Source organism: Microcoleus sp. C2D2 (assembly GCF_036702495.1).
Lineage (GTDB): Bacteria > Cyanobacteriota > Cyanobacteriia > Cyanobacteriales > Microcoleaceae > Microcoleus.
The window spans coordinates 1-21,714 of the sequence record NZ_JAUBTO010000019.1; the positions used below are offsets into that span (position 1 = coordinate 1).

General features: G+C 46.3%; 18 protein-coding genes and 1 tRNA gene. 4 read left to right on the forward strand and 15 right to left on the reverse strand.

Annotated elements, in window-relative coordinates:
• Window positions 1–350: 350 nt before the first annotated feature.
• From QUB61_RS08875 to QUB61_RS08885, 3 genes are all read left to right on the forward strand, one after another.
• Window positions 351–3,161, forward strand: coding sequence for a hybrid sensor histidine kinase/response regulator (locus QUB61_RS08875; RefSeq protein WP_333126921.1), 2,811 nt, complete (start codon window positions 351–353; stop codon window positions 3,159–3,161).
• Between the two features lie 187 nt (window positions 3,162–3,348).
• The gene (locus tag QUB61_RS08880; protein ID WP_333126919.1) at window positions 3,349–3,825 is read left to right on the forward strand and encodes a chemotaxis protein CheW; all 477 of its coding nucleotides are present in this window, start codon (window positions 3,349–3,351) and stop codon (window positions 3,823–3,825) included.
• A 58-nt stretch (window positions 3,826–3,883) separates the two neighbouring features.
• Window positions 3,884–4,606, forward strand: a complete 723-nt coding sequence (locus QUB61_RS08885; RefSeq protein ID WP_333126916.1) for a pentapeptide repeat-containing protein — start codon at window positions 3,884–3,886, stop codon at window positions 4,604–4,606.
• A 217-nt stretch (window positions 4,607–4,823) separates the two neighbouring features.
• On the opposite strand, the gene urtE is transcribed toward QUB61_RS08885, so the two are convergent.
• The 5 genes from urtE to QUB61_RS08910 all read right to left on the reverse strand — a co-directional run bounded on the left by urtE (window position 4,824) and on the right by QUB61_RS08910 (window position 9,914).
• Window positions 4,824–5,522, reverse strand: coding sequence for an urea ABC transporter ATP-binding subunit UrtE (gene urtE / locus QUB61_RS08890; RefSeq protein WP_333126913.1), 699 nt, complete (start codon window positions 5,520–5,522; stop codon window positions 4,824–4,826).
• A gap of 150 nt (window positions 5,523–5,672) precedes the next feature.
• Window positions 5,673–6,419, reverse strand: a complete 747-nt coding sequence (urtD, locus tag QUB61_RS08895) for an urea ABC transporter ATP-binding protein UrtD (protein WP_333126910.1) — start codon at window positions 6,417–6,419, stop codon at window positions 5,673–5,675.
• 135 nt (window positions 6,420–6,554) lie between these two features.
• A complete protein-coding gene (locus tag QUB61_RS08900) occupies window positions 6,555–7,277 on the reverse strand; it encodes a TIGR00266 family protein (protein WP_333126908.1) in 723 nt (240 codons plus the stop codon).
• Window positions 7,278–7,589: 312 nt separating this feature from the next.
• Window positions 7,590–8,732, reverse strand: coding sequence for an urea ABC transporter permease subunit UrtC (urtC, locus tag QUB61_RS08905; protein ID WP_333126906.1), 1,143 nt, complete (start codon window positions 8,730–8,732; stop codon window positions 7,590–7,592).
• Between the two features lie 27 nt (window positions 8,733–8,759).
• Complete coding sequence (locus QUB61_RS08910) at window positions 8,760–9,914, reverse strand: ABC transporter permease subunit (protein WP_333126923.1); 1,155 nt, start codon at window positions 9,912–9,914, stop codon at window positions 8,760–8,762.
• A 344-nt stretch (window positions 9,915–10,258) separates the two neighbouring features.
• On the opposite strand from QUB61_RS08910, the gene QUB61_RS08915 reads away from it, so the two are divergent.
• Window positions 10,259–10,426, forward strand: coding sequence for a hypothetical protein (locus tag QUB61_RS08915; protein ID WP_333126904.1), 168 nt, complete (start codon window positions 10,259–10,261; stop codon window positions 10,424–10,426).
• Between the two features lie 97 nt (window positions 10,427–10,523).
• Here QUB61_RS08915 and urtA read toward each other — a convergent pair whose 3' ends face one another.
• The 10 genes from urtA to QUB61_RS08965 all read right to left on the reverse strand — a co-directional run bounded on the left by urtA (window position 10,524) and on the right by QUB61_RS08965 (window position 21,681).
• A complete protein-coding gene (urtA, locus tag QUB61_RS08920; protein WP_333126902.1) occupies window positions 10,524–11,843 on the reverse strand; it encodes an urea ABC transporter substrate-binding protein in 1,320 nt (439 codons plus the stop codon).
• Window positions 11,844–12,302: 459 nt separating this feature from the next.
• A tRNA-Ala gene (locus QUB61_RS08925) sits at window positions 12,303–12,375 on the reverse strand.
• A gap of 120 nt (window positions 12,376–12,495) precedes the next feature.
• Window positions 12,496–13,224 (reverse strand): HAD family phosphatase, encoded by a 729-nt coding sequence (locus QUB61_RS08930; RefSeq protein WP_333126900.1) that lies wholly within the window; start codon window positions 13,222–13,224, stop codon window positions 12,496–12,498.
• Between the two features lie 106 nt (window positions 13,225–13,330).
• Complete coding sequence (locus QUB61_RS08935; RefSeq protein ID WP_333126897.1) at window positions 13,331–14,230, reverse strand: methyltransferase domain-containing protein; 900 nt, start codon at window positions 14,228–14,230, stop codon at window positions 13,331–13,333.
• Window positions 14,231–14,557: 327 nt separating this feature from the next.
• The gene (locus QUB61_RS08940) at window positions 14,558–16,984 is read right to left on the reverse strand and encodes an ATP-binding protein (RefSeq protein WP_333126894.1); all 2,427 of its coding nucleotides are present in this window, start codon (window positions 16,982–16,984) and stop codon (window positions 14,558–14,560) included.
• Between the two features lie 569 nt (window positions 16,985–17,553).
• A complete protein-coding gene (locus QUB61_RS08945) occupies window positions 17,554–18,279 on the reverse strand; it encodes a TVP38/TMEM64 family protein (protein WP_333126891.1) in 726 nt (241 codons plus the stop codon).
• A 98-nt stretch (window positions 18,280–18,377) separates the two neighbouring features.
• On the reverse strand, window positions 18,378–19,364 hold the full coding sequence (arsS, locus tag QUB61_RS08950) for an arsenosugar biosynthesis radical SAM (seleno)protein ArsS (RefSeq protein WP_333126889.1): 987 nt from the start codon (window positions 19,362–19,364) through the stop codon (window positions 18,378–18,380).
• Between the two features lie 423 nt (window positions 19,365–19,787).
• A complete protein-coding gene (gene arsC, locus QUB61_RS08955; RefSeq protein ID WP_333126886.1) occupies window positions 19,788–20,183 on the reverse strand; it encodes an arsenate reductase, glutathione/glutaredoxin type in 396 nt (131 codons plus the stop codon).
• Window positions 20,184–20,312: 129 nt separating this feature from the next.
• Window positions 20,313–20,969 carry an arsenical resistance protein ArsH gene (gene arsH, locus QUB61_RS08960; protein WP_333126883.1) on the reverse strand — a complete coding sequence of 219 codons (657 nt, stop codon included), beginning with the start codon at window positions 20,967–20,969 and terminating at the stop codon, window positions 20,313–20,315.
• A 7-nt stretch (window positions 20,970–20,976) separates the two neighbouring features.
• On the reverse strand, window positions 20,977–21,681 hold the full coding sequence (locus tag QUB61_RS08965) for an MIP/aquaporin family protein (protein WP_333126881.1): 705 nt from the start codon (window positions 21,679–21,681) through the stop codon (window positions 20,977–20,979).
• Window positions 21,682–21,714 lie beyond the last annotated feature (33 nt).

Genomic DNA, 21,714 nt, shown 5'->3' on the forward strand with positions numbered 1-21,714 from the left:
GTCATTAGTCATTAGTCATTAGTCATTAGTCATTAGTCATTAGTCATTAGTCATTAGTCATTAGTCATTAGTCATTGGTCATTGGTCATTAAAATATAAAGACAGGGAGGTTTTTTTCGGGGATTTTAATAATACGAATTACGGGCGACGGCGGACTAATGACTAATGACTAATGACTGCTAACTAACTGATGACAGATGACTAATCTATAGTCCGGCCAGTTTTTATTTATTCGTCTGAAACTATCGATTTTTCGTTGGTGTATCCATGACCGAATCGCCTTGCAACCCTTATGATACGGTGGGCAATCAAAAACTGTCCGAAGTATTGACTAAAGACTAATTACTAATATGAATGATGACGATTTAAACGAATTAATAGATGCTTTTACCGCAGAATGCGAAGAGTTTCTCCAGTTAATGGAGACGAACCTGCTGGCGATGGAAGCTGCGGGGTTGAAAGAGCGACAAGCGGCAGTTAAAGAAATGTTTCGGGCGGCTCACTCGATTAAAGGTGCGGGTTCGATGTTGGGCTTTCAAAACGTATCGGCGGCGGCTCACACGCTGGAGGACTGTTTTGTCATTTTGCGCGATCGCACAGACTTGTCGGTTCTGGAACCGACTACTGTGAGTGTTTTGCTGCAAGGCGTGGATGCTCTCAAAAACATTGCCCTCGAATCAATTCAACACTCCGATGTCACAACTCCCGATCAAACCGAAAACTTGGAGGCGATCGCCCAAATTTTCGCGATTTTCGAGGCCAAGTACGGCAAGCCAGAACAGTCGCCAGTCCCCGCAGCCAGCCAATCGGCCGCCCCGGAAACCCTGAAACTGATTTTTGAACACGATGTGCTCCCACTCTTCAATCGCCTCGAAACCGACCTTTCCCAAGCTTCTGAGGCAGATTTGGCAAAAAGCGTGGCCGCCCTCAACCAGGTTTACTATCAACTCTCCGGTTTGGCTGGAATGCTGCAATTGCCGGATTTTGGGAAAGTCGCCGAACCCCTCAGAGATTTGATCGACTCTCCAGACTTGACTCTACAACGGTTGCAATCCGAGGGTTGGGCGATCGCCCAAAACTTGCAAATCGCACGCCAACAACTATTGGAAGGAAGGGCGATCGACATCCCCTCCATCTCCCCCTCCCCCACTCCCCCACTCCCCCCCTCCCCCACTCCCCCACTCCCCCCCTCCCCCACTCCCACACTCCCCCCCTCCGCCTCCGCCTCTCCCCCAGTCCCCAACCCCCAAAGGCCGACAATCCGCGTAGACTTAGAACGCTTAAATGAATTGGTGAATCTAGTCGGAGAATTAGTCATCAACCGTACAAATTTAGAACTTCAAGAATCCGAACTGCGCAGCGAAGTCAAGCGCATCCGCCGCAGTATCCTAGATTTGAACCAATTCGGCGGTCAGTTGCGAGAAGAATACGACAGACTGAGTTTTGCAGACTGGAGAGGGGGAAACGGTTCGTCTGGATTGGGAAAACTTGCTGCAGCAGAAACCGAATTCCCAATCATTGCTAACGGCAAATCCTCTGTACCCCACGCTCACTTCGATATCTTAGAGATGGATCGTTATACAGAGTTCCACTCGACAGCTGCAGAAGTCATCGAAACTGCCCAAGCAATTTCTCAATCCGCCACCAAATTAGACACCTTAGCCATGAAATTCGAGCGCAGTACCGACCAACTGCGCCGCATTACCGACCAACTGCGCAGCCGCGTCATGCAGTTGCGAGTCGTGAGTTTCAGCCGCGCCGTCGATCACTTGCCCAGAGCCCTCCGGGATATGTGCCTCACATACGAGAAAGATGTCAACCTGCTGCTACTGGGAAGAGATACCAAAATTGACGAAAGTTTGCTCGACGCTTTGCGCGACCCCTTAATACACTTAGTGAGAAACGCTTTTGACCACGGCATCGAAATGCCCGAAGTTCGGCAAGCAATCGGCAAGCCCGCCAGCGGTCAAATTGAAATAGAAGCCCGCCACCAAGGCGGGCAGACTATTATTACTGTCGCCGACGACGGCAAAGGCATTGACCCGGAAATCATTCGCCGTAAAATTGTCACAAAGGGTTTGGCGACGGAGGAACAAGCTCAAGAATTTTCCATTGCCGAACTCTACGATTTTCTGTTTTGGCCGGGTTTCAGCACTGCAGAAGGGGTCAGCGACCTTTCGGGGCGGGGAGTCGGACTCGACGTGGTGCGAACAAATTTGCGGACTGTGCGGGGGACTGTGAAGGTAGACTCTCGCCTGGGAAAAGGTACGAGTTTTATCATCAAACTGCCGCTGCTGCTGTCGATTACTGATGCATTGATGGTGAAGACCGATCACAATAAAATAGCAGTGCCGCTGGATGCAGTAGAGGAAATTTTGCACATTAAAGCCTCGGAAGTTCACATCGCCGGCAATCAGCCGATGCTGTGGTGGCGGCAGGAATTTATTCGTTTGGTGAGGATGCAAGATTTGCTCGAATACAGCGCCGCCGCGCCGGATGCCCCCTCTCCTGACCCTTTGAGCCTAGACGAAATTCCCGTCCTGGTTTTGGCTTCTCCCGAAGGAATGCTGGCGGTGGCCGTGGAACGGCTGATCGGCCAGCAGGAAATTGTGGTTAAACCTTTGCCGCCGCCTCTATCCAAGCCTCGCGGGGTTTTGGGGAGTACGATTTTGGGGGACGGGCGCGTGGTGACTATTCTGGATGTGGACGATTTGGTGGGTCAACCTTCGGCAAGTAGTTCGATCGCCGCTGTGTCCGGTACAGTGCAGGAGATGGCGCCGAGTGCGAGTCAGTCACCGCTGATTTTGGTAGTGGACGATTCCTATACAATTCGGCAGTTGCTGTCTCTGACGCTGACTCGTGCTCGCTACCGGGTGGTACAGGCTAAAGACGGCGTGGATGCCCTGGAAAAGTTGCAAAATGGTCTTGATTGCAGTTTGGCGATCGTGGATATTGAAATGCCCCGGATGGATGGATTTGAATTGTTGCGATCGATCAGAGGAACCCATCGGTTTGCTAATATTCCCGTAGCCATGCTGACATCCCGCAGCGGCGAAAAACATCGGCAAATGGCAATGGAATTAGGCGCCAATCAATACTTCACCAAACCTTACAGCGAAGCCCAACTTTTACAAGCCATCCCCAAATTAATAAAACACTAAATAATCCCATCAAAAATCTCACATCTCCAATCAAATAATTCCCAATCTCAAACAAAACTTAGGGAAAAAGTGGTTTGACACGCGAATGATAGCGGTAAAGTGCGCGGGCTGGCGCACCTACTAAAATCAAACATCAAAAATCAAAAATTCTTCAATCTAAAATCTAAAATCTAAAATCTAAAATCGAATGACTCACGCCAATTACAATCGCCGATTCCGGAGCAAGAAACAAGGCTATGTTAGACTTTCTTCTAAAAAAATGGTTTCCTTTGAACTAGGAAATGTTTACTATGCTGTTCCTATTGAACGAGTGGAACGCATTGTTAAAGATTTTAATTCCTACGGCCTGTTACCTAGCGGTAATAGTTTAGTGCGACATCAAGAAGAACTAATTACCCTAATTAATTTATCCACAATATTTCCCAGCAGTCGGAGCATTGTTGACTGCAACTACCTGATTATTTGCACTTTAAATAAGAGCGATCGGTTGGGGTTTCCCATTCCTGAGATGCCAAAAATTTTAGAAATTTCCGAAGAAAGCTTCTGCGAAATTCCCGAATTGTACCGTCAACAGCAACTGCCTCCGGTCATAGAAAAGTTAATTCGCGCACCTGACGGTTCCGAAGTATTTTATCTGAATTTGGATCTATTTAGCGAAATGTAGGGTGTTCACTTTTCCAGGTATTATACAATATAAATCGTATTTTCGCAAAAAGTTATTTATGAAAAAACTCACAATAATGTCGATCGCCCTGGTAATTCTTGCCGCAACTCTGGAATTGCTAGATGTGGGGCTGCAACTAAGCGCGATCGCCCAACCACAAACACCCCAACCAATCCAAACACCCCAACCAATCCAAACACCCCAAATCCCAACACCCCAACCAATCCAAACACCCCCACAAATCCAACCACCCCAACAAATCCAAACACCCCAAATCCCAACACCCCAACCAAAACCAGACGACCCCAAAAACCTCGGCTACGTCTCCCCAGAATTTGCCGAAAAGTTCTCCCAGGAACAAATCGACCAAATCAACGCCAACGTCGAAACGCTGCTGCTAACTCAAAGCTGCTCCCGCTGCGACCTCCGAGCCGTAAAATTAGTTAACATTAACTTAAAAAATCCCATCCTTACAGGAGCAGATTTATCAGATGCCAACCTCAGCGGTAGTCGCTTCGAGATCTCAGATTTTGCCAACACCAATCTAGCTCGCACAGACTTAAGCGGAGCCGAATTAGTAGGAGCGAGAATCAGCAACGCTAACCTCAGAAAAGCTAACTTGACAAAGACAAATTTAGACGGTGCAGACCTGCGATTTTCCGACTTGAGAGATGCCAATCTTTCCGATGCCAACCTCCGCAATGCTAATATAGATGGCGCTAGTATCGATCGAGCAAGTATGGCCGGCACCACAATGCCCGACGGCAGAAAAAATCAATAATATAGCCTCGTTTCCTAGGCGATTGAAATCGCTTCTTATCAAACAAAGTCCGCATGGTGGGCGGACTGCATCCCTTGTTCCCTTGTTTCCCTTGTTCCCTTGTTCCCAGGCTCTGCCTGGGAATAAATATCTAGAGGCTCTGCCTCGTTTCCTCGTTTCCTCGTTTCCGGCTTCCCTCTTCCTTCTTCCCTCTTCCTTCTTCCCTCTTCCTTCAGAATCAAACAGCCAAAAACCTCTGAATCACCTCATCACTTAACTCGCCAGTGCTTCCAGAAGCCACAATCCCGCCTTTTTGCATAGCATAATACCAGTCAGCTTGGCGCACAAAATGCAAATGTTGCTCCACCAACAAAACAGAAATTCCCCTAGTAGCAACCACGCGGCGCACCGCAGCTTCTATGTCTAAAATAATAGACGGTTGAATTCCCTCCGTCGGTTCATCCAAAACCAGCAACTGCGGCTCACCCATCAAAGCTCTAGCAATAGCTAACTGCTGCTGCTGTCCCCCGCTCAAATCACCTCCCAGGCGATCGAGCATAGTTTTCAAAACAGGAAATAAATCAAAAATTTCCTCGGGAACTTCAGGATTTTTGGTTTTGGTTGGTTTCGCTTCCAAACCTAACAATAGATTTTCTTTTACCGTCAAACGGGGAATAATTTCGCGTCCTTGAGGCACGTAACCAATGCCCATTTTCGCCCGCTGGTGAGTCAACTTAGAAGCAATAGATTCTCCGCCAAAAGCAATAGTGCCGCCGCGCGGTTGCAGCAACCCCATAATCGTTTTTAGCATAGTAGTTTTGCCCACACCATTGCGGCCGATCAAGCAAACCATTTGCCCCGCCAAGACGCTTAAATCGACATCGCGCAAAATGTGACTTTCGCCGTAATAAACATTCAAATTAGAAACTTGCAGCATAGTTTTTAATTGGTAATGGATAATTGGTAATTGACAATCGGTAATCGGCAATCGGTAATTGGTAATCGGAAACAGTAAACTGACAAATGACCAATGACTAATGACTAATAACTAATAACTAATGACTAATGACTAATGACTAATAACTTCTTAGTCTTCCGGTTTGCCCAAATATACCTCAATTACCCGATCGTCATTTTGCACCTCATCCATAGTCCCCTCGCACAAAACCGCACCCTGATGCAACACCGTCACCTGCCGCGCAATTTGCCGCACAAACTCCATATCGTGTTCAATTACCAAAACCGAATGACTTTCGGCCAGCGAAATGAGCAACTCTCCAGTTAACATCGTTTCCTCATCCGTCAAACCCGCCACAGGTTCATCTACCAACAACAAATCAGGAGATTGAGCCACCAACATTCCAATTTCCAACCATTGCTTTTCCCCGTGAGAAAGCAAACCAGCCGAAACATCAGCTTTAGCCACTAAACCAATTGTTTCTAACAAACCGGCAACCGTGCGTTTTTCAGCAGCCGAAGCAGGCTTAAACAAAGTAGAAAAAACATTTTTATCGCGGCTGCAAGACAATTCCAAATTTTCGCGCGGCGTTAAATTCAAGTAAACTCGCGGCGTCTGAAACTTGCGACCAATTCCCAAGCGCGAAATCCTATCCTCCGAGAACTTGCGCAAATTTTGTCCCTTAAATAACACCCTGCCCTCTGTCGGCTGCACCTTCCCGGTAATCGAATCGAGAAAAGTTGTTTTCCCCGCACCGTTAGGGCCAATGATAACTCGCAGTTCGCCCGCATCCATGCTAAAATTTAAACCGTTGATAGCTTTAAAACCATCAAAACTAACAGTCAAGTTTTCTATTTCTAAGACTTTTCCATTCATAATTAGCAATTAACTCACTAATGGACAACAACCGATATCACTTGTAGGTACGGAGCGCAAATATCCTCCCTTATTAAGCAGATTTTCTCCCCTTCCGTGGCACCCTATTTTCTACTTTCTGATGCCAGTTTACTCTCAACTAAAACTGCTAGAGCTGCTCGGAATTGCAGTTGGGCTTGCAGCCATAATTCGTTCCGCTAACTTCGATAGCGGCAGACTTTGCAAATACACTTTTCCGGGCCCGGTTAGCTTGACTAAAAACAAGCCTTCGCCACCAAATAGAGCATTTTTAAACCCGCCAACAAACTGAATATCGTAGTCTACTGTGGGCGCAAAAGCTACCAAACAACCAGTGTCCGCTCGCAACACTTCACCCACCCCCAAATTTTTCTCAACTATTGTTCCTCCCGCATGAACAAAAGCTAGCCCGTCACCCTGCAACTTTTGCAGAATAAAACCTTCTCCGCCAAAGAAACCGGCACCCAGCCGCTTGGTGAAAGCTACCTCAATTTCAATGCCGTTGGCCGCACAGAGAAAAGAGTCTTTTTGACACAAAAATTTACCGCCAAGTTGGCCTAAATCCAGGGGAATTACTTTACCCGGATAGGGGGCGGCAAAAGCGACGCGGGCCTTGCGATTTCCGGCGTTGACAAAGGTGGTAATGAAAAAACCCGCTCCTGTCAGCATTCGTTTGAAACCTTGAAATAAGCCGCCGCCTGTGGATGTTTGCATTTGGATGTCGCCTTCCATGTATGTCATGGTTCCAGCTTCAGCCCTGACGCCTTCTTTGGGGTCGAGTTCAATCTCGATGAGTTGCAAATCGTCGCCGTAGATTTTGTAGTCAATAATATCTGCCATATGTTTTTCCTCAAGTTAAAGAATTAAGCTGCTTGCTACTGATATCTAAGGATCGTGAATTAAATAATTTGCATAAGCCTGTGGGATGGGCGTCTCGCCCGTCCCTTATAGACGGGCGAGACGCCCATCCCACAAGAACAATTAAAATTGCAGGTTATTTAATTCTGATTCCTAAGTAGGTGGACATATATATTGCATATTCTCAGAGAAAAATGCAGCTTTTCCCAAGTCTATTGCGATTGCTTCGTTTGTCTCTTTCAGGTGAAATTTATTTATGTCAGCCTACTTCTAAATTACACGATATTTTTGCCCTCAATGTTCAAGTTCTTCTTTTTCGAGCTGCACTTGGGGGTCTTGTTCCAGGCTGGGGTAAGTAGAGGCGTACCTCGGTCTTCTGAACAGGGTGCGGATTTGGTCAAAACCTTGATGTTGCAGCCATCCGACTAAGCCGTCGGGCAGCACTGTGACTACTATTAGGAATAGCGCGCCTTGGAAAAATAGCCACACTTCGGGGAATTGTTCGCTCAAAAAACTCTTGCCAAAGTTGACTAGCAGCGCTCCGAGTATTGCTCCTGATAATGTGGCGCGACCTCCTACTGCGACCCAGATTACCATTTCAATTGAAAAGGCAATATCCATTGCTTTTGGCGAAATGATTCCGGTTTGTACGGTAAATAATGCGCCTGCAATCCCGGCTAAACCGGCAGAAATTGCAAAGACTAAAACTTTATATCCTGTGGGATTGTAACCTGAGAAACGCAGGCGCACTTCGTCGTCGCGAATTGCTACTAGCAGGCGGCCGAAGCGCCCGCTGGTCAGCCAGCGGCAGAGGGCGTAAGTTGCTGCTAGAAATAGTATGGTGAGAATATAGAAAATATATTGAGTATTTCGGTCATTTACTGTGGCTCCGAACAAGGTTTTAAAGTCGGTGAGTCCGTTGGTTCCGTTAATGAGTTTTTGCTGACCGTTAAAGAAGTTGAAAAATACTATGGTTGCTGCTTGGGTGAGAATTGAAAAGTAAACGCCTCGAATCCGATTTCGGAATACTAAATAACCCAAAAGTGCGCCCAAAATAGCGGGGATGAGAACTGTTGCTGCTGCTGAGAAGGGAAATGAATAAAATGGTTGCCAAAACCAGGGCAGTTCGGTGACGCCGTAGAGACCCATAAATTCGGGCAATTGGATGCTGGCGGTTGGGGGAATTTGCAGTTTTAGGTGCATGGCGAAGGCGTAGCCGCCGATCGCAAAAAATACACCGTGTCCGAGACTCAGCAAACCCGTGTATCCCCAAATCAAGTCTATGCCGAGGGCTGCAATTGCTAGTGCTAAAAATCGCCCTAATTGATTGAGGCGAACGTCGGGGAGTATTCCTGGGATCAGCAATATGAATGTGAGGGCGATCGCGCTGACAATTGCCGCTTCTTTTAGCCAGGCTTTTTGATGTTTGTTCTGCATTTTTCGCTACCTTCGCAGGTGTAATTTTTAATTTTCTACCGTCCGCCCTTTTTGCGGGAAAATTCCTCCCGGCTTCACTTGCAGAAAAGCCATAATTAAGGCGAATACCATTACTTTTGCCATGCTGGTTGTGGCGAAAAATGTCAAGAAGTCGGCTAAAGGCTTGACAGGAGCGAACATTATTGCTAAGGTTCCCGAACCGATCAGATAATTGGCAGTGCCGATCGCCATTGCAGCAACTACAGTCCCCACAATCTTGCCGACACCGCCCACAACCACCACCATAAAGGTATCGACTATATAATTTTGTCCGGTATTTGAGCCTACCGAACCGATCAAACTAATCGCGCAGCCAGCGACACCTGCCAGCCCCGAACCCAAAGCAAAAGTCAGCGCGTCTACTTGTTCGGTAGGAATGCCCAAACACGCGCTCATGCTGCGATTTTGCGTCACAGCGCGAATGCGAAGTCCCCACACAGAACGCTGCAAAAATAGGTAAATTCCCGCCAAACAAATTCCTGTCAGCGCAATAATAAAAAGTCGGGCGTAGGGCAACTGGAAATTGCCCAGCGGGATGCCGCCGCGCAGCCATGCAGGCGCAGTCACATCCACGTTTTGAGCGCCAAACCAAGGTTTAGTTACTGCGAGTTGGTAAGTTTGCCCTAAAAAGGCGCTCACCGCCCAGGAAATACCCAAAGATAAAGGCAAAATTATGGCGATAATTTTGCTGCGAATGCGATCGAAATCCGGGCGCTGCTTCAGCACTCGCAAACCGCCAAAAAACAGCAAACAAAACACCGCAATCCCAATTACCAGCACCCAACTGACGCTGCGGACAAACTGCTGCAAAATTAAACTTACGCCCCAAGTTGCCAGCAGAGTTTCTAGCGGCCGCCCGTAAAGATAGCGAATCACTCCGCGTTCGAGAATTAATCCTACCAATGCAGCTACTAAAAAAGCTAGGGGAATCGCAAATAAAATATAGGTTTCAAAAGCAAATCCTCCGATACCTTTGAAGACATTTTGCACCACGAAAGTTGTATAAGCCCCCAGCATCATCAACTCGCCATGAGCCATATTAATCACGCCCATCAGCCCGAAAATAATCGCTAACCCCAGGGCTGCAATTAGTAAAACAGCGCCGATGCTAATGCCATTAAATAAACCGTCTAATAAGCCGATCGCCACTTTTTATCCTCCTATTTTCCTAGAATATTTGGTGCAATTCTGTAATGGTAAGGTGGGCATTGCGCCACCAACAAACGCAAGTTTTTGTATAAGCGTAAGGTGGGACATCAGCGCACAGAGCGATGTTTTATATTATTTCCGGTTACACCGGAATGATGTTGACTGGTGACTGGTGACGGTTGACTGTTGACTGTTGACGCCGTGAACAGTGAACCGTCAACAGTGAACTCGAATTTACTATTCCGATGCTAACGGATTTGATATTATGTGAGCTATCAAATCCGGTAAAGGTACACATTGCGCGCCCCTAAAGACGCGAGTTTTTGTATGAGGTAAAGGTGCGCCATAAGCACCAGGAGCGACGTTTTATAGCAGAAGGAAGAAGGAAGTTCGGCAACGGATTCGCAAGGGCGGATGTAACGGATGTAACGGATGTAACGGATGTAACGGATGTCAGGAAGAAGGAAGAAGGAAGAAGCCGTCATAGCAATGGTTTCAGCGATTAAGAATGTCCTAACCGTCTTGGCGGTTGCTATATGTACACAGTTATGTAAGGGGAAAGGTGGGCGCTGCGCACCCGGAGAGAGTTGAAAATTTCCTCAATTATGTGCTCTTAAATTTGCCGCCTTTTGTGGGGTCTGACCAATCGCAAAAAAAGCCTTTTGTTTCAGCGACAAACTGATTCCAAGGAATCGGCTTCACTGCTTCTGGCGTAGCAAAAGCGATCTTAAACAAACCGTCTTCTCTCACTTCGCCCAACCGCACAAATTTAGAAAGGTGATGGTTAACTTCCATCGTTACTTGGCCCCCCGGCGCGTCAAAGGTTTGACCCAAAGCTGCTGCGCGCACTTTTTCCAAATCGTCGGCTGTCCCTGCTTTTTCGACGGCTTGCTTCCAGAGGTAAACCATGATGTAAGCTGCTTCCATCGGGTCGTTAGTCACTCTATCGTTGCCGTATTTTGCTTTAAAAGCTTGCACAAATTTTGTATTTGCCGGAGATTCCACTGTCATGAAGTAATTCCAGGCGGCGTAATGACCTTTAAGATATTCTACGCCGATCGCCTTTACTTCTTCTTCAGCAATACTGACAGACATTGACGGATATTTGTCCGGTCCCAAACCTGCACCCTGCAACTGTTTGAAAAATGCTACGTTGCTGTCGCCGTTGAGGGAATTGAAAATGACGCCCCCGTCTGGCAAAGCTGCCTTAATTTTAGTAATAATTGGCGTGACTTCTGTCCCGCCCAAAGGAATGTAATCTTCTCCAACTAATTCGCCGCCTTTGGCTGCTAGCTGTTCCTTGATAATGGTATTTGCCGTGCGGGGGAAAACGTAGTCAGACCCGACTAAGAAGAATTTTTTGCCTTTATTTTCTAGCAGCCAGTCAACTGCTGGTTCGATTTGCTGGTTCGGCGCCGCCCCGGTATAAAAGATATTCTTGGAACACTCTTGACCCTCGTATTGTACGGGGTACCACAGCATATGATTTTTTTCTTCAAATACTGGCAATACTGCTTTGCGGCTGGCGGATGTCCAGCATCCGAAGACGGTGACTACTTTATCTTGGTCGATCAACTTTTTGGCTTTTTCGGCAAAAGTCGGCCAGTCTGAGTTGCCATCTTCTATTACTGTTTCGATTTGTTTCCCGAGGACACCCCCAGCTTTATTAATTTCTTCGATCGCTAATTGTTCGGCATCGACCACGCTTTTTTCGCTGATTGACATTGTGCCGCTCAAGGAATGCAAGATTCCTACTTTTATCGTGTTTGGGCCCCCGGCTGCTGGTGTAGTTCCTGTTGATGTGGGAGAAGCGGCTGGATTTGCTGTTGGAGTGGGAGTTCTACAAGCTTTTAGAAATAAACTTGATGTTAGGGTAGCAGAACTGTATAAAAGAAATTTCCGCCGATCGAATCGCTTTGTCATTTTTTCTTGTTACTCTTGAATAGATGAGTATGGTAATTGAGAATAATAACACATAGCGACTTGATATTAAGACTCGCTTCAGAAGACTGTTGTATTTTTAGATACAAAATTTACGATCTGTTGACAAAATGAAACTTTTCTGGGGATTGACGGTCACTGCTGCAAAAACTGGCCTGATACCATTTTAGATTTGAGATTTTAGATTGACTGATGAAATAAGGCTTTGGAGTTTACCTACCGTTGCATTCTTTTGTGAAACCGCGTTTAGACACCAAAATACGTCTTTTCAGCAATCAGTGTGAAATTAGAAACCGGGTTTCTTTACAGAAATTATCTTATTGATGCTAAAAGTTAGGCAGAAACCGGGTCGATCGCACACTCATAGGCGGGCGTCAAAGCAGGTGACGATCGCAATTCGCTTTGAATACGATCGTCACCTGTAGAAATGCCCCTGATGGATGGAGAATAGCGGACTCGAACCGCTGGCCTCTGCGGTGCGATCGCAGCGCTCTACCAACTGAGCTAATTCCCCTGATTGAGTTTTAATTTAGCATTTTAGATGCGGGATGGACGAATCTAAAAGGCTTACAGGTCTCGCTTGCTCTCAGCTTCGCAGACCGTGACCTACGTTAGCACGTAACTGCTAAAAACGTCAAGTGTTTTCCACAGCCGGCTCAGTGCGGGCGATCGAGCTAAGTTGGGCCACTCTGTCCAACTCTAAATCAGCAAAATAGTCCACCGTCCAATTAGCTTGGCGCTGGATCATGTGAAACGGGTAAGTGTGAGTCACACCGGCTACCTGAATCCCCGCTTTTTTTGCCGCTTCAATCCCCGCAAAAGTATCTTCTAGCGCCAAACACTCGATCGGTTGCAGATTAAAGTCGGGATATTTCTGGTTGAGAAGTTCCACAGCCAATAGATAGCCGTCGGGTGCTGGTTTGCTCGCCCTCAAGTCGTCGCCTGCGACAATTAACTCAAAGTTTGCTGCCAAACCGGCCCGATCTAACACCAATTCTATATCCGATCGGATTGCCCCGCTAACTACGGCCATTTTCAGTCCGGCGACCCGAATTTTGTCAATAAATTCTGCCAAACCCGGATAAATCGGCAGTTTGTCCAAAGTATCTATTTGAGCTTTGTAAGCTTCGGCCTTGCGCCGCAGCAGCCGATCGAGGTATGTTTCTGTCAGAAATCGTCCCCGGCGCTCGAGAAGTGCGGTAATGCAAGCGCGATCGCTCCTTCCCAAACAAACTTCTCGAAACTCCCCACGTTTGAGCTGGAGATTTTCATCGAGCATCAATCGATCGATTATTTTCTCGTGAATCGGCTCGTCATTAACAATCACACCATTAAAATCAAATAAAACTGCTTTTAGAGTCATTAGTCATCAGTCATTAGTCATTAGTCATTAGTCATTAGTCATCAGTCATTAGTCATTAGTCATTAGTCAGTCAACCGTCAACAGTCAACAATCAACAGTTAATACATCAAGCGGGAGCTGGAATGCCTGGTAAATCGCCATCAAAATCAGGAACCCGATCGATCGGATTCCACCCCGCCGCCACCCGCACCTGTTCCAAATCTTCCCCAGGCAAAGGTTTCACGCCCTGCGTCACCTGATTCGTCCACCAGTGTTCGTGAGTTTGCACCGCCGCGAATCCAGCCGCCCCCGCCCAAGCATCGAGGCTGCCAGCCAGGTAAGAATTTATATAAGGATCTTCCAGCATATCAGTCAGCCACTGTGTGTGCCGCAAAGTTTTTTGGCTTCCGTCCAAAATTACCACTTGTCCCCCAACCTTCAGCAGTCGGAAGCTTTCTCGCAAAATTGCCCGCGATACAGCAGGCGGCGTCTCGTGAAACAGGAAGGAAGCTGCGACTAAATCGAAGCTGCCATCGCCAAAAGCAACGCTTTCGGCCTTTCCGTGCAACCACTGGATATTTAAGCCGGCTTTTTGCGCTTTCATGCCAGCGACTACCAGCATATAAGGCGACAACTCCAACCCGACAACTTCCGCTTCGGGAAAAGCTTGCTTGAGCATGAGCGTTGCCGAACCGGTGCCGCATCCCAAATCGATGATTCGGCGCGGTTTCACCCGTACAGCGTCAATTAAGCCTTGCCTGACGACTGTTTCGTGGGGAGGCAAAACATATTGCGTGATTGGATCGTAGGAAATGGCGGCACTGGGGTTGAGGTAGCCGCCTTTAATGCCGTGAAAGTTTTGGCTGCTGTAATATTCGGGATAAACTAAGTCGGGTTGTCGGTAGCGATCGGCGGCTGTTTCCCAGTCGATACCTTGGTATAATCGTCCCAGTGCTTCTTCGTCGATCAGCAGTCGCATCACGGGGGCCAAAAAGCCCTGGAGAATTGTATCCTTGCCAACAGCCATAAAACACTCCTTTAAAAAAAACTATTCTAATTTTAGCCAAGGACCGTCAACTTAGCATTAATTAAAACTGTTTGTTCCCTCGGATCTCGGACCTCTTCCCGTTACCTCGGTTACAAAATCCGCGGGCTTCCTTTCCCACTTCGTTTTTATACCTGTTTCAAAAATTAATGCAACTGTAGACAAGCTGCAAACCCTTATTTTCTCATCCCTTCCCAATTCCAAAATCTAAAATCTCAACTCTTAAATCTAAAATTTAAACTCTAAAATCTAAAAGCTAAACTCTTAGATCTAAAATCTAAAATCTAAAATCTAAAATCTAAAATGGTATTACTTTCCGTTACTAATAGGAATTTTTACCAAAAACTCCGTGCCGCCGTCCGGAGGTTGAGAAATTTGGATGCTGCCGCCGTGTCCATCCACTACAATTTTGTAGCTAATTGCTAACCCCAAACCAGTGCCTTTGCCCACGGGTTTAGTAGTAAAAAATGGGTTAAAAATTTGGTCTTTAACGCTGTCTGGAATGCCGGGGCCGTTGTCGGCGATCGCCACTTCCAGAAATTTCCCGCCATTTTCGCGAACTACTCCCGTGGAAATAGTAATAATTTTATCCAGGTCATCGATCTCGTCCAAGGCATCGAGCGCATTGCTCAGCAAGTTCATAAACACCTGATTGAGCTGAGAGGGATAGCACTCGACTGAAGGCACTTTTCCGTAGTTTTTGACTATATCAATTCTATTTTTGATGCGGTTGGAGAGCAGCAGTAAGGTATTTTCTATACCTTCGTTAATTTCCGCCAGCTTTTTGTCAGATTCATCAAGGCGAGAAAAGTTGCGCAAAGAAAGAACTATGCTGCGAATGCGATCGGTTCCTATTCTCATAGAATTCAATATATGCGGCAAATCTTCCTCGATAAATTCTAACTCGATTTCTGCGGCAAAATCTGCGATTTCTCGGGGAACCTCTGGGAAGGTTTGTTTGTATAAATTCACCAAGTCTAATAAATCTTTAGTATATTGGCTGGTGTGAGGCAAATTAGCCGCAATGAAGTTAACGGGGTTGTTTATTTCGTGCGCTATCCCGGCCACCATTTGACCTAGGGATGACATTTTTTCGCTCTGCACTAAATGAGTTTGAGTTTTTTTCAGTTCATTTAAGGCACTATTGAGCTGTTTTACTTGGTCTTGGGTTTGACTGTAAAGGTGAGATTGAGTAATTGCGATCGCCAATTGGTCTGCTACAGCTTTTAACAGTTGGATTTCCTCCCGACTCCAAAGCCAATGAGTAGCGTGGCTGCAAATTAAATAACCCTGCGGCTCGTTCTGAGTCTGGACAGGTACGGCTAAATAGCTATTAGCTTTAAGTTCGAGCGGTTGAGTTACACCCTCAGCCAAAGTGTCGCTCGAAAGAATAATTGGCTCGCCTTTGCCGCTCGGTACTAACACATTCCCGAGAAAGTAAGGCTCAAACTCTAGGGCTGGTGTCGCAGAATCTGATGGGCAAGATTCCCACAGGATTTGTAACATTTTTTTTTGCGGTTCGTACCAACCAAAAGCCGCCCGTTCTAGGTGCAGCAAATTTACTATTTCTTCGACTGTACTTTGCAAGATTTCGTCTAATTCCAGGGAAGCGCGAATGCGTCCGGCAATCCGGTTGAGCATGGCTTCTCGCTCCGCTTGAGCGCGATTGTTTTCCGAGCAATAAATTAGCCAAATTGCTGCTAGCATTGCCGGGACGAGCAGTCCGGCGACTCCGGATGTCAGCAAATTTAATGCTTGCAGTTGGGATTCAATATTTTCGCGGGGAATTACTAAAGCCATCGACCAGTTAACTTCCTTGAGGGGAGCGTAGCCTACATACACCCATTTTTTATCTATTTTTACCAGTTCGATGTTCCTCTGGCCGTCGATCATCTGCCGCGTAATTGTGGAGAGTGCGGGGTCTTGTGAATCTAAAAAGCTTGGGACCAGCCGGTCGATATTTCCGATTAAGTTATTGTTGGGATGAACAATTGGCACTCCTTGTGAATTGAGCGCAAAAGCATAACTGTCGGAACCGTAGTGCAAGCTATTAGCCACAGATGCTACTTTATCTAATTTAATGCCACCCGAGAGGACTCCAATTACTTGATTGGGAGCGGGAGGCAAGGCCCAAATAGGAGCTGAAATGATGATTTTGGCAACTTTTGTACTGCGGCCGATCAGCGGATCGGAAACGTTGAGCTGCCCAGCCATTGCTTTTTGAAAGTGTTGGCGGTCTTTGCTGTTCGCGCGGTTGCCTAGAGTGTTGATGAATGACCCGTCGGGTTGACTTAATGATAGGATGAAATACTCTTTTAACCTGTATATTTTTCCTTGCAACTGGGGCTCGACTAATTTCCAATTGAGAGTGTTAACTGTAGGATCGTAAGCAATGGTTTGTATTTCTGCTTTGCGGCTGCTGAGCCAGCGGTCGATTTCGTCGGTGCCTTTTTCTAGTTTTAATAGTGCTATTTCCTTTAAATTATCGAGGATTAGTCCGCGCACAAAAAAATAGCTGATGCAAGCAGTTGTGCTAATGGTTAAAGCCGTGGTGCCTAGAATTAGCAGGGTCAGCAAATGGCGGCGCTGCCGTCTGTGCTCCCAAAGACTGTGCGCTTGCTGCCACCCTGATTGAGCAGAATTGCTGATGTTTTGCCAAAAGCGGCGCAGCTTTTTTGTTGGGTGCGGCGGCGGCGCAGACACACATCCGGCTTGATTTACTGGGTTTTGCATCATCAAATGTTCCTTTCGAGTCAAATTGATCGAACGGCCTCCGTCATTCTGCCGAATTAATATCAGGCAAGTAGTGAGACCAGTTTAAGAAAAGAATGCAACTGTAGCCAATATCCAAACCCTGTTAGTCATCAGTCATTCCCAATTCTTTAATCTAAAATCTAAAATCTCAAATGGTATGATATCAACTCCGCTAGCATCGTCGGGCGTAAAATCGAATCAACAGTCAATACTCAACTACCCCGTCAGTTTTTCGACAGACAGTTAACAGTCAACAGTCAACAGTCAACTATAATTCCGGTGCAACCGGAATTGATCTGACTTGCATTTCTGACTGCCAACAATTCTTATTCGGTTCGCGCGCTCACCTTCTATTGTGGCATCAATTTTATATTTCGACCTTCGGTTTACGACTTGAGGTTAGTTCTTTACGATATCTTTAATATCTATCTCGTTTGTATAACAAAATAATGGTAAATAACACAGAGAAAATACGGACTTTTTTAAATTAGCAATGTATTATAATGTAGGGTCAAACCCTCTTGACAATTTTACCAATTTGCGCTGGGGTTTCAAGGGGAAATTTTTTCGTCTAAGGCTTTTTTGGCCAAGCGGGTTGCATAAACGGTGAGGGCGATCGTGGCTAGCAAACCAATGCCGTAGAGAGCCCACTCAGCAGTAGTGCGCGATCTCCCTTGCGATCCGAGTGCAGCCAAACTCCCAGCCAGGGAACCGATATAAACATACATGACTGTTCCGGGAATCATGCCGATCCAAGATGCGAAAAAATAGTCTTTTAGAGATACCTGCGTGACTCCAAAAGCATAGTTAAGCAAATTAAACGGAAAAATGGGAGAAAGCCGGGTCAGCAGTACAATTTTCCATCCTTCAGAGGCAACTGCGGAGTCGATCGCCTTAAATTTTTGATTGCCCTCTATCTGTTTGGAAACCCAGTCGCGAGTTAAATACCTTCCTGTTAAAAAAGCGCAAGTTGCGCCTAAAACCGAGCCGATGGAAACACAAACCGAACCGCCAACGACTCCGAACAAAACGCCAGAACCGAGAGTCAGCAAAGAACCGGGGATAAATAGAACCGTTGCTACAATGTAAATTAGAATAAAAGCTGCCGGGCCCCAAGGGCCGAGACTAGCGATCGACTCCAGGGCATTTTTCAGAATTCCTTGGAAGTTAAAAAACTTGGTCGCAGCAATTAAAGCCACAGCTAAGCCAATCCCTAAAATCAGCTTCCACCTGTTTGATGTTGGCGGATTTTCACCGGGCGATCGCGAATCATTCATTACCTAAACTCCCCAGTCTAAATTGCATACACCCTAAGCTTGGCAGTTGCGCTTTAGCGCTGCAAGACTCTGTAATAAAGCGCAACTTTTCCCTTAAATTAAATCAAAGTACCGCCGCAGCTAGAACCGCAACCTGCCGTACATCCATAACAATAAGCAGCAGTTTGCACCTCTTGAATCAAATCTAAACTCCCAGATTCGAGCAATTTAGCAGCAGTTATCTTTTCTCCGCTGCCAGTTTTCGCCTGCAGATTTTCCATCTGGTTAAAATCGCAGTCGTAGACATTGCCCAAATAGTCGATCGACAATTCGTTACGACACATTAAATGTTCCAGAGTACCGGGATTAAAATTATCCTCCAAAAACCCGAGATAAGGCTTGTGCAGTTTCTTATGTTCCAAATGAAACTTAGTCCGTCCCACCGGCAAATTAGTAATCGCGAACAAGTGATTAAAACAAATCCCAAAATGTTCGGCCAAATAAACCTTGTAATCTTGCTCTAACTTGCCTTGTTCCGGTGTTAGCGAAAATTTGTCTGTTGTCGGCACTTGTGGATTGTACACCAAATCTACCATTAAATTTGGGTTTTTCCCGTATCCCAACTGATTTAGCTTTTGCAGCGCCAGAATCGAACTGTCAAAGACACCGCTGCCGCGCATTTTGTCCACATTGTCAGCTTGGTAGCAGGGAAGCGACGCCACAATTCTGAGTTGGTGCTGCGCGCAATATTCGGGAATATCTTCAAAACCTTTTTCAAAGTAAATCGTCAAATTAGAACGAACAATTACCTCTTTTCCTGCCGCCCTGGCAGCTTCCGCCAGCGGTTTAAAACCGTAAAGCATTTCGGGAGCACCGCCTGTGAGGTCAACAGTTTGAATTTGAGGAAAGCGGCGAATGATTTCAATTAATTGGTCGCAAATTTCCGGGGAAAGTTCTTCTGTTCGTTTTGGGCTAGCTTCTACGTGGCAGTGAGTGCAAGCCAGGTTGCAGCGTTTGCCGAGATTAATTTGTAAAACTGTAATCTGCTTTTTAGTTAAAGCTGAGTTGAGTTTGGTTTTGAAAGGCGTGACTGCTGTCTGAATCATTTGCTCACCTTTTGGTCTGTGCTCGCAACGAATGTAGAGACGTTCCGGCGGAACGCCTCTCATAATTTAGCACTAATTATGTGGATGCGACAGATCCAAATTTAACCGATCGCTACAAAGTTAATTGAAACTCAGAGCTTGAACCCTTATTAAAAACAGGCAAGATGCCTGTTCCACAGGAGAGTAATTTTATTGTGGAACAGGCATCTTGCCTGTTCATAAAAGGCTTATAGACAATACTGCAAGAGCTGAGTTAAAACTCCTATGTTACACCATTCTCAGTAACAGGCAAGATGCCTGTTCCACAGGAGAGTAATTTTCTTGTGGAACAGGCATCTTGCCTGTTCAGAAAAGGCTTATTGACAATACTGCAAGAGCTGAGTTAAAACCGACAAGGCAAGAATTATAACTTTGACACTAATCTTACTTTAGAGTGTCAACTAATGTTTCAACTCGTGCTTTAATTTCATCTCGAACGCGGTGAAAAGTTTCGATGGGTTGTCCGTCGGGGTCGTCTAGTTGCCAATCTTCAAACACTTCTCGCAATACCCACGCTTCGGGTAAATTCACGCCGCAGCCGCACAGAGAAATTACGGCGTCGTAGTCTTCAGCATTGAATTCGCTTAATGGGTTGGATGTTTGATCGGTGATGTCAATGCCGATTTCTGACATGACTTGAATAGCTGTCGGATGAACTCTGCTTGATTCTAACCCGGAACTGGTGACTCCAATCTTGCCTGCTCCGATGGTTTTAGCGAATCCTTCTGCCATTTGCGATCGGCAGGAGTTTCTTTTGCAAACAAACATTACTTTTTTCATGGTTTTTGTTGGTTGTAATAGGATGTTCTATCGAGATACGACAATATTGTGCGGGGCAGGTTTATTGAGATTGTTAGTTGGTGAAACCCGCATCCTGGGGGGCGGGTTTATTTAGAGTGTTAGTAGGAATCAAAGATTGTTGGTGAAACCCGCCCCTACTTTTATTGCGGTTAATTTAGCCGCTTGTTCCTTGCGTTCGCTGTAGCGATCGGTCAAATAGTCCGTTTGCTCCCGCAACAGCAAGGTAAACTTGTACAGTTCCTCCATCACGTCGATCGCGCGATCGCGATAAGGCGAATCCTTCATCGTCCCATCTTCATTAAACTCCTGATAAGCCTTCGCAACCGAAGACTGATTCGGAATCGTAAACATCCGCATCCAGCGGCCCAAAATTCTCAAAGTATTGACAGCATTAAAAGACTGGGAACCGCCGCTGACTTGCATCACCGCCAAAGTTCGGCCTTGAGTCGGTCTGACAGCCCCAATGCTTAAAGGAATCCAGTCAATTTGATTTTTCATAATCCCGGTAATATTGCCGTGCATTTCTGGACTAGACCACACTTGACCCTCCGACCACAGGCTCAATTCCCGCAACTCTTGAACCTTCGGATGAGTATCGGGAACGCTGCCGTAAATCGGCAATTCTAGAGGATTAAAGAACCTAACTTCTGCACCGAAATCCTCAATAATTCTCGCCGCTTCTTCCGCCAACAAGCGGCTGTAAGAACGCTCTCTAAACGACCCGTATAAAAACAGAATTCTCGGTTTGTGCGTAAAATTTGCCATGATGCTTTTAATGAAAATCCCGAAATCCGTTAGACAGTTCCCGATAAACGGCGACTGCTAATTGTGCTCCCCAGATAGGAGCAACCCAGTAAACCCAATGGTGGTTCCAAATACCGCCAATTAAAGCCGGACCCAGAGACCGTGCCGGATTCATACTCGCTCCGGTAATCGGCCCCATAAAAGCCGCTTCTAACCCTACAGTTAACCCAATTGCTATCCCGGCAAAGCCGATGTGAGCGCGTCTATCTAATCCCGAACCGAGGATAACAAACATTAAGATAAAGGTCAAAACAGTTTCTAAAATTAGAGACTGCAACCAGTTACCATTGAGAGGGGTAGTTGCACCGAGATTGCCGACTTCACCTAAAGTTATTAGCAGCACTTGAGAAGCAGCGATTGCACCCGCACACTGCCCTAAAACGTAAGGCAAAACTTTGTATTTTGGGAAAAAGCCGCTCGCCCAAAAGCCTAAAGTTACGGCCGGATTAAAGTGTGCACCGCTGATGTGTCCTAGGGCGTAAATCATCGCAGTTACTACTGCACCAAATACAAAACTGATGCCTAAATGAGTTACGGAACCAGCGCTAGTTTTGTTAACCATCACCGCACCGGTGCCTGCAAAAACCAAAATAAATGTACCTAGAAATTCCGCGATCGCCTCTCGCCTGCAATCTGGCCGAGCACAACCTAACCTCTGACCTGTTGCATCCATCGCTCTCAACTAATTTGTTCCATCCCATCATAT

Excerpts from the sequence above, each read along its gene's own strand:
- QUB61_RS08900 (WP_333126908.1), bottom strand. The coding sequence starts at position 7,277 with ATGGCAGATATTATTGACTACAAAATCTACGGCGACGATTTGCAACTC.
- arsS (WP_333126889.1), bottom strand. The coding sequence starts at position 19,364 with ATGATTCAGACAGCAGTCACGCCTTTCAAAACCAAACTCAACTCAGCT.
- arsC (WP_333126886.1), bottom strand. The coding sequence starts at position 20,183 with ATGAAAAAAGTAATGTTTGTTTGCAAAAGAAACTCCTGCCGATCGCAA.
- QUB61_RS08965 (WP_333126881.1), bottom strand. The coding sequence starts at position 21,681 with ATGGATGCAACAGGTCAGAGGTTAGGTTGTGCTCGGCCAGATTGCAGG.
- arsH (WP_333126883.1), bottom strand. The coding sequence starts at position 20,969 with ATGGCAAATTTTACGCACAAACCGAGAATTCTGTTTTTATACGGGTCG.
- QUB61_RS08945 (WP_333126891.1), bottom strand. The coding sequence starts at position 18,279 with ATGAATGATTCGCGATCGCCCGGTGAAAATCCGCCAACATCAAACAGG.
- QUB61_RS08935 (WP_333126897.1), bottom strand. The coding sequence starts at position 14,230 with ATGGCTGTTGGCAAGGATACAATTCTCCAGGGCTTTTTGGCCCCCGTG.
- QUB61_RS08885 (WP_333126916.1), top strand. The coding sequence starts at position 3,884 with ATGAAAAAACTCACAATAATGTCGATCGCCCTGGTAATTCTTGCCGCA.
- QUB61_RS08875 (WP_333126921.1), top strand. The coding sequence starts at position 351 with ATGAATGATGACGATTTAAACGAATTAATAGATGCTTTTACCGCAGAA.
- QUB61_RS08880 (WP_333126919.1), top strand. The coding sequence starts at position 3,349 with ATGACTCACGCCAATTACAATCGCCGATTCCGGAGCAAGAAACAAGGC.
- QUB61_RS08930 (WP_333126900.1), bottom strand. The coding sequence starts at position 13,224 with ATGACTCTAAAAGCAGTTTTATTTGATTTTAATGGTGTGATTGTTAAT.
- urtC (WP_333126906.1), bottom strand. The coding sequence starts at position 8,732 with ATGCAGAACAAACATCAAAAAGCCTGGCTAAAAGAAGCGGCAATTGTC.
- urtD (WP_333126910.1), bottom strand. The coding sequence starts at position 6,419 with ATGAATGGAAAAGTCTTAGAAATAGAAAACTTGACTGTTAGTTTTGAT.
- urtE (WP_333126913.1), bottom strand. The coding sequence starts at position 5,522 with ATGCTGCAAGTTTCTAATTTGAATGTTTATTACGGCGAAAGTCACATT.
- urtA (WP_333126902.1), bottom strand. The coding sequence starts at position 11,843 with ATGACAAAGCGATTCGATCGGCGGAAATTTCTTTTATACAGTTCTGCT.
- QUB61_RS08940 (WP_333126894.1), bottom strand. The coding sequence starts at position 16,984 with ATGATGCAAAACCCAGTAAATCAAGCCGGATGTGTGTCTGCGCCGCCG.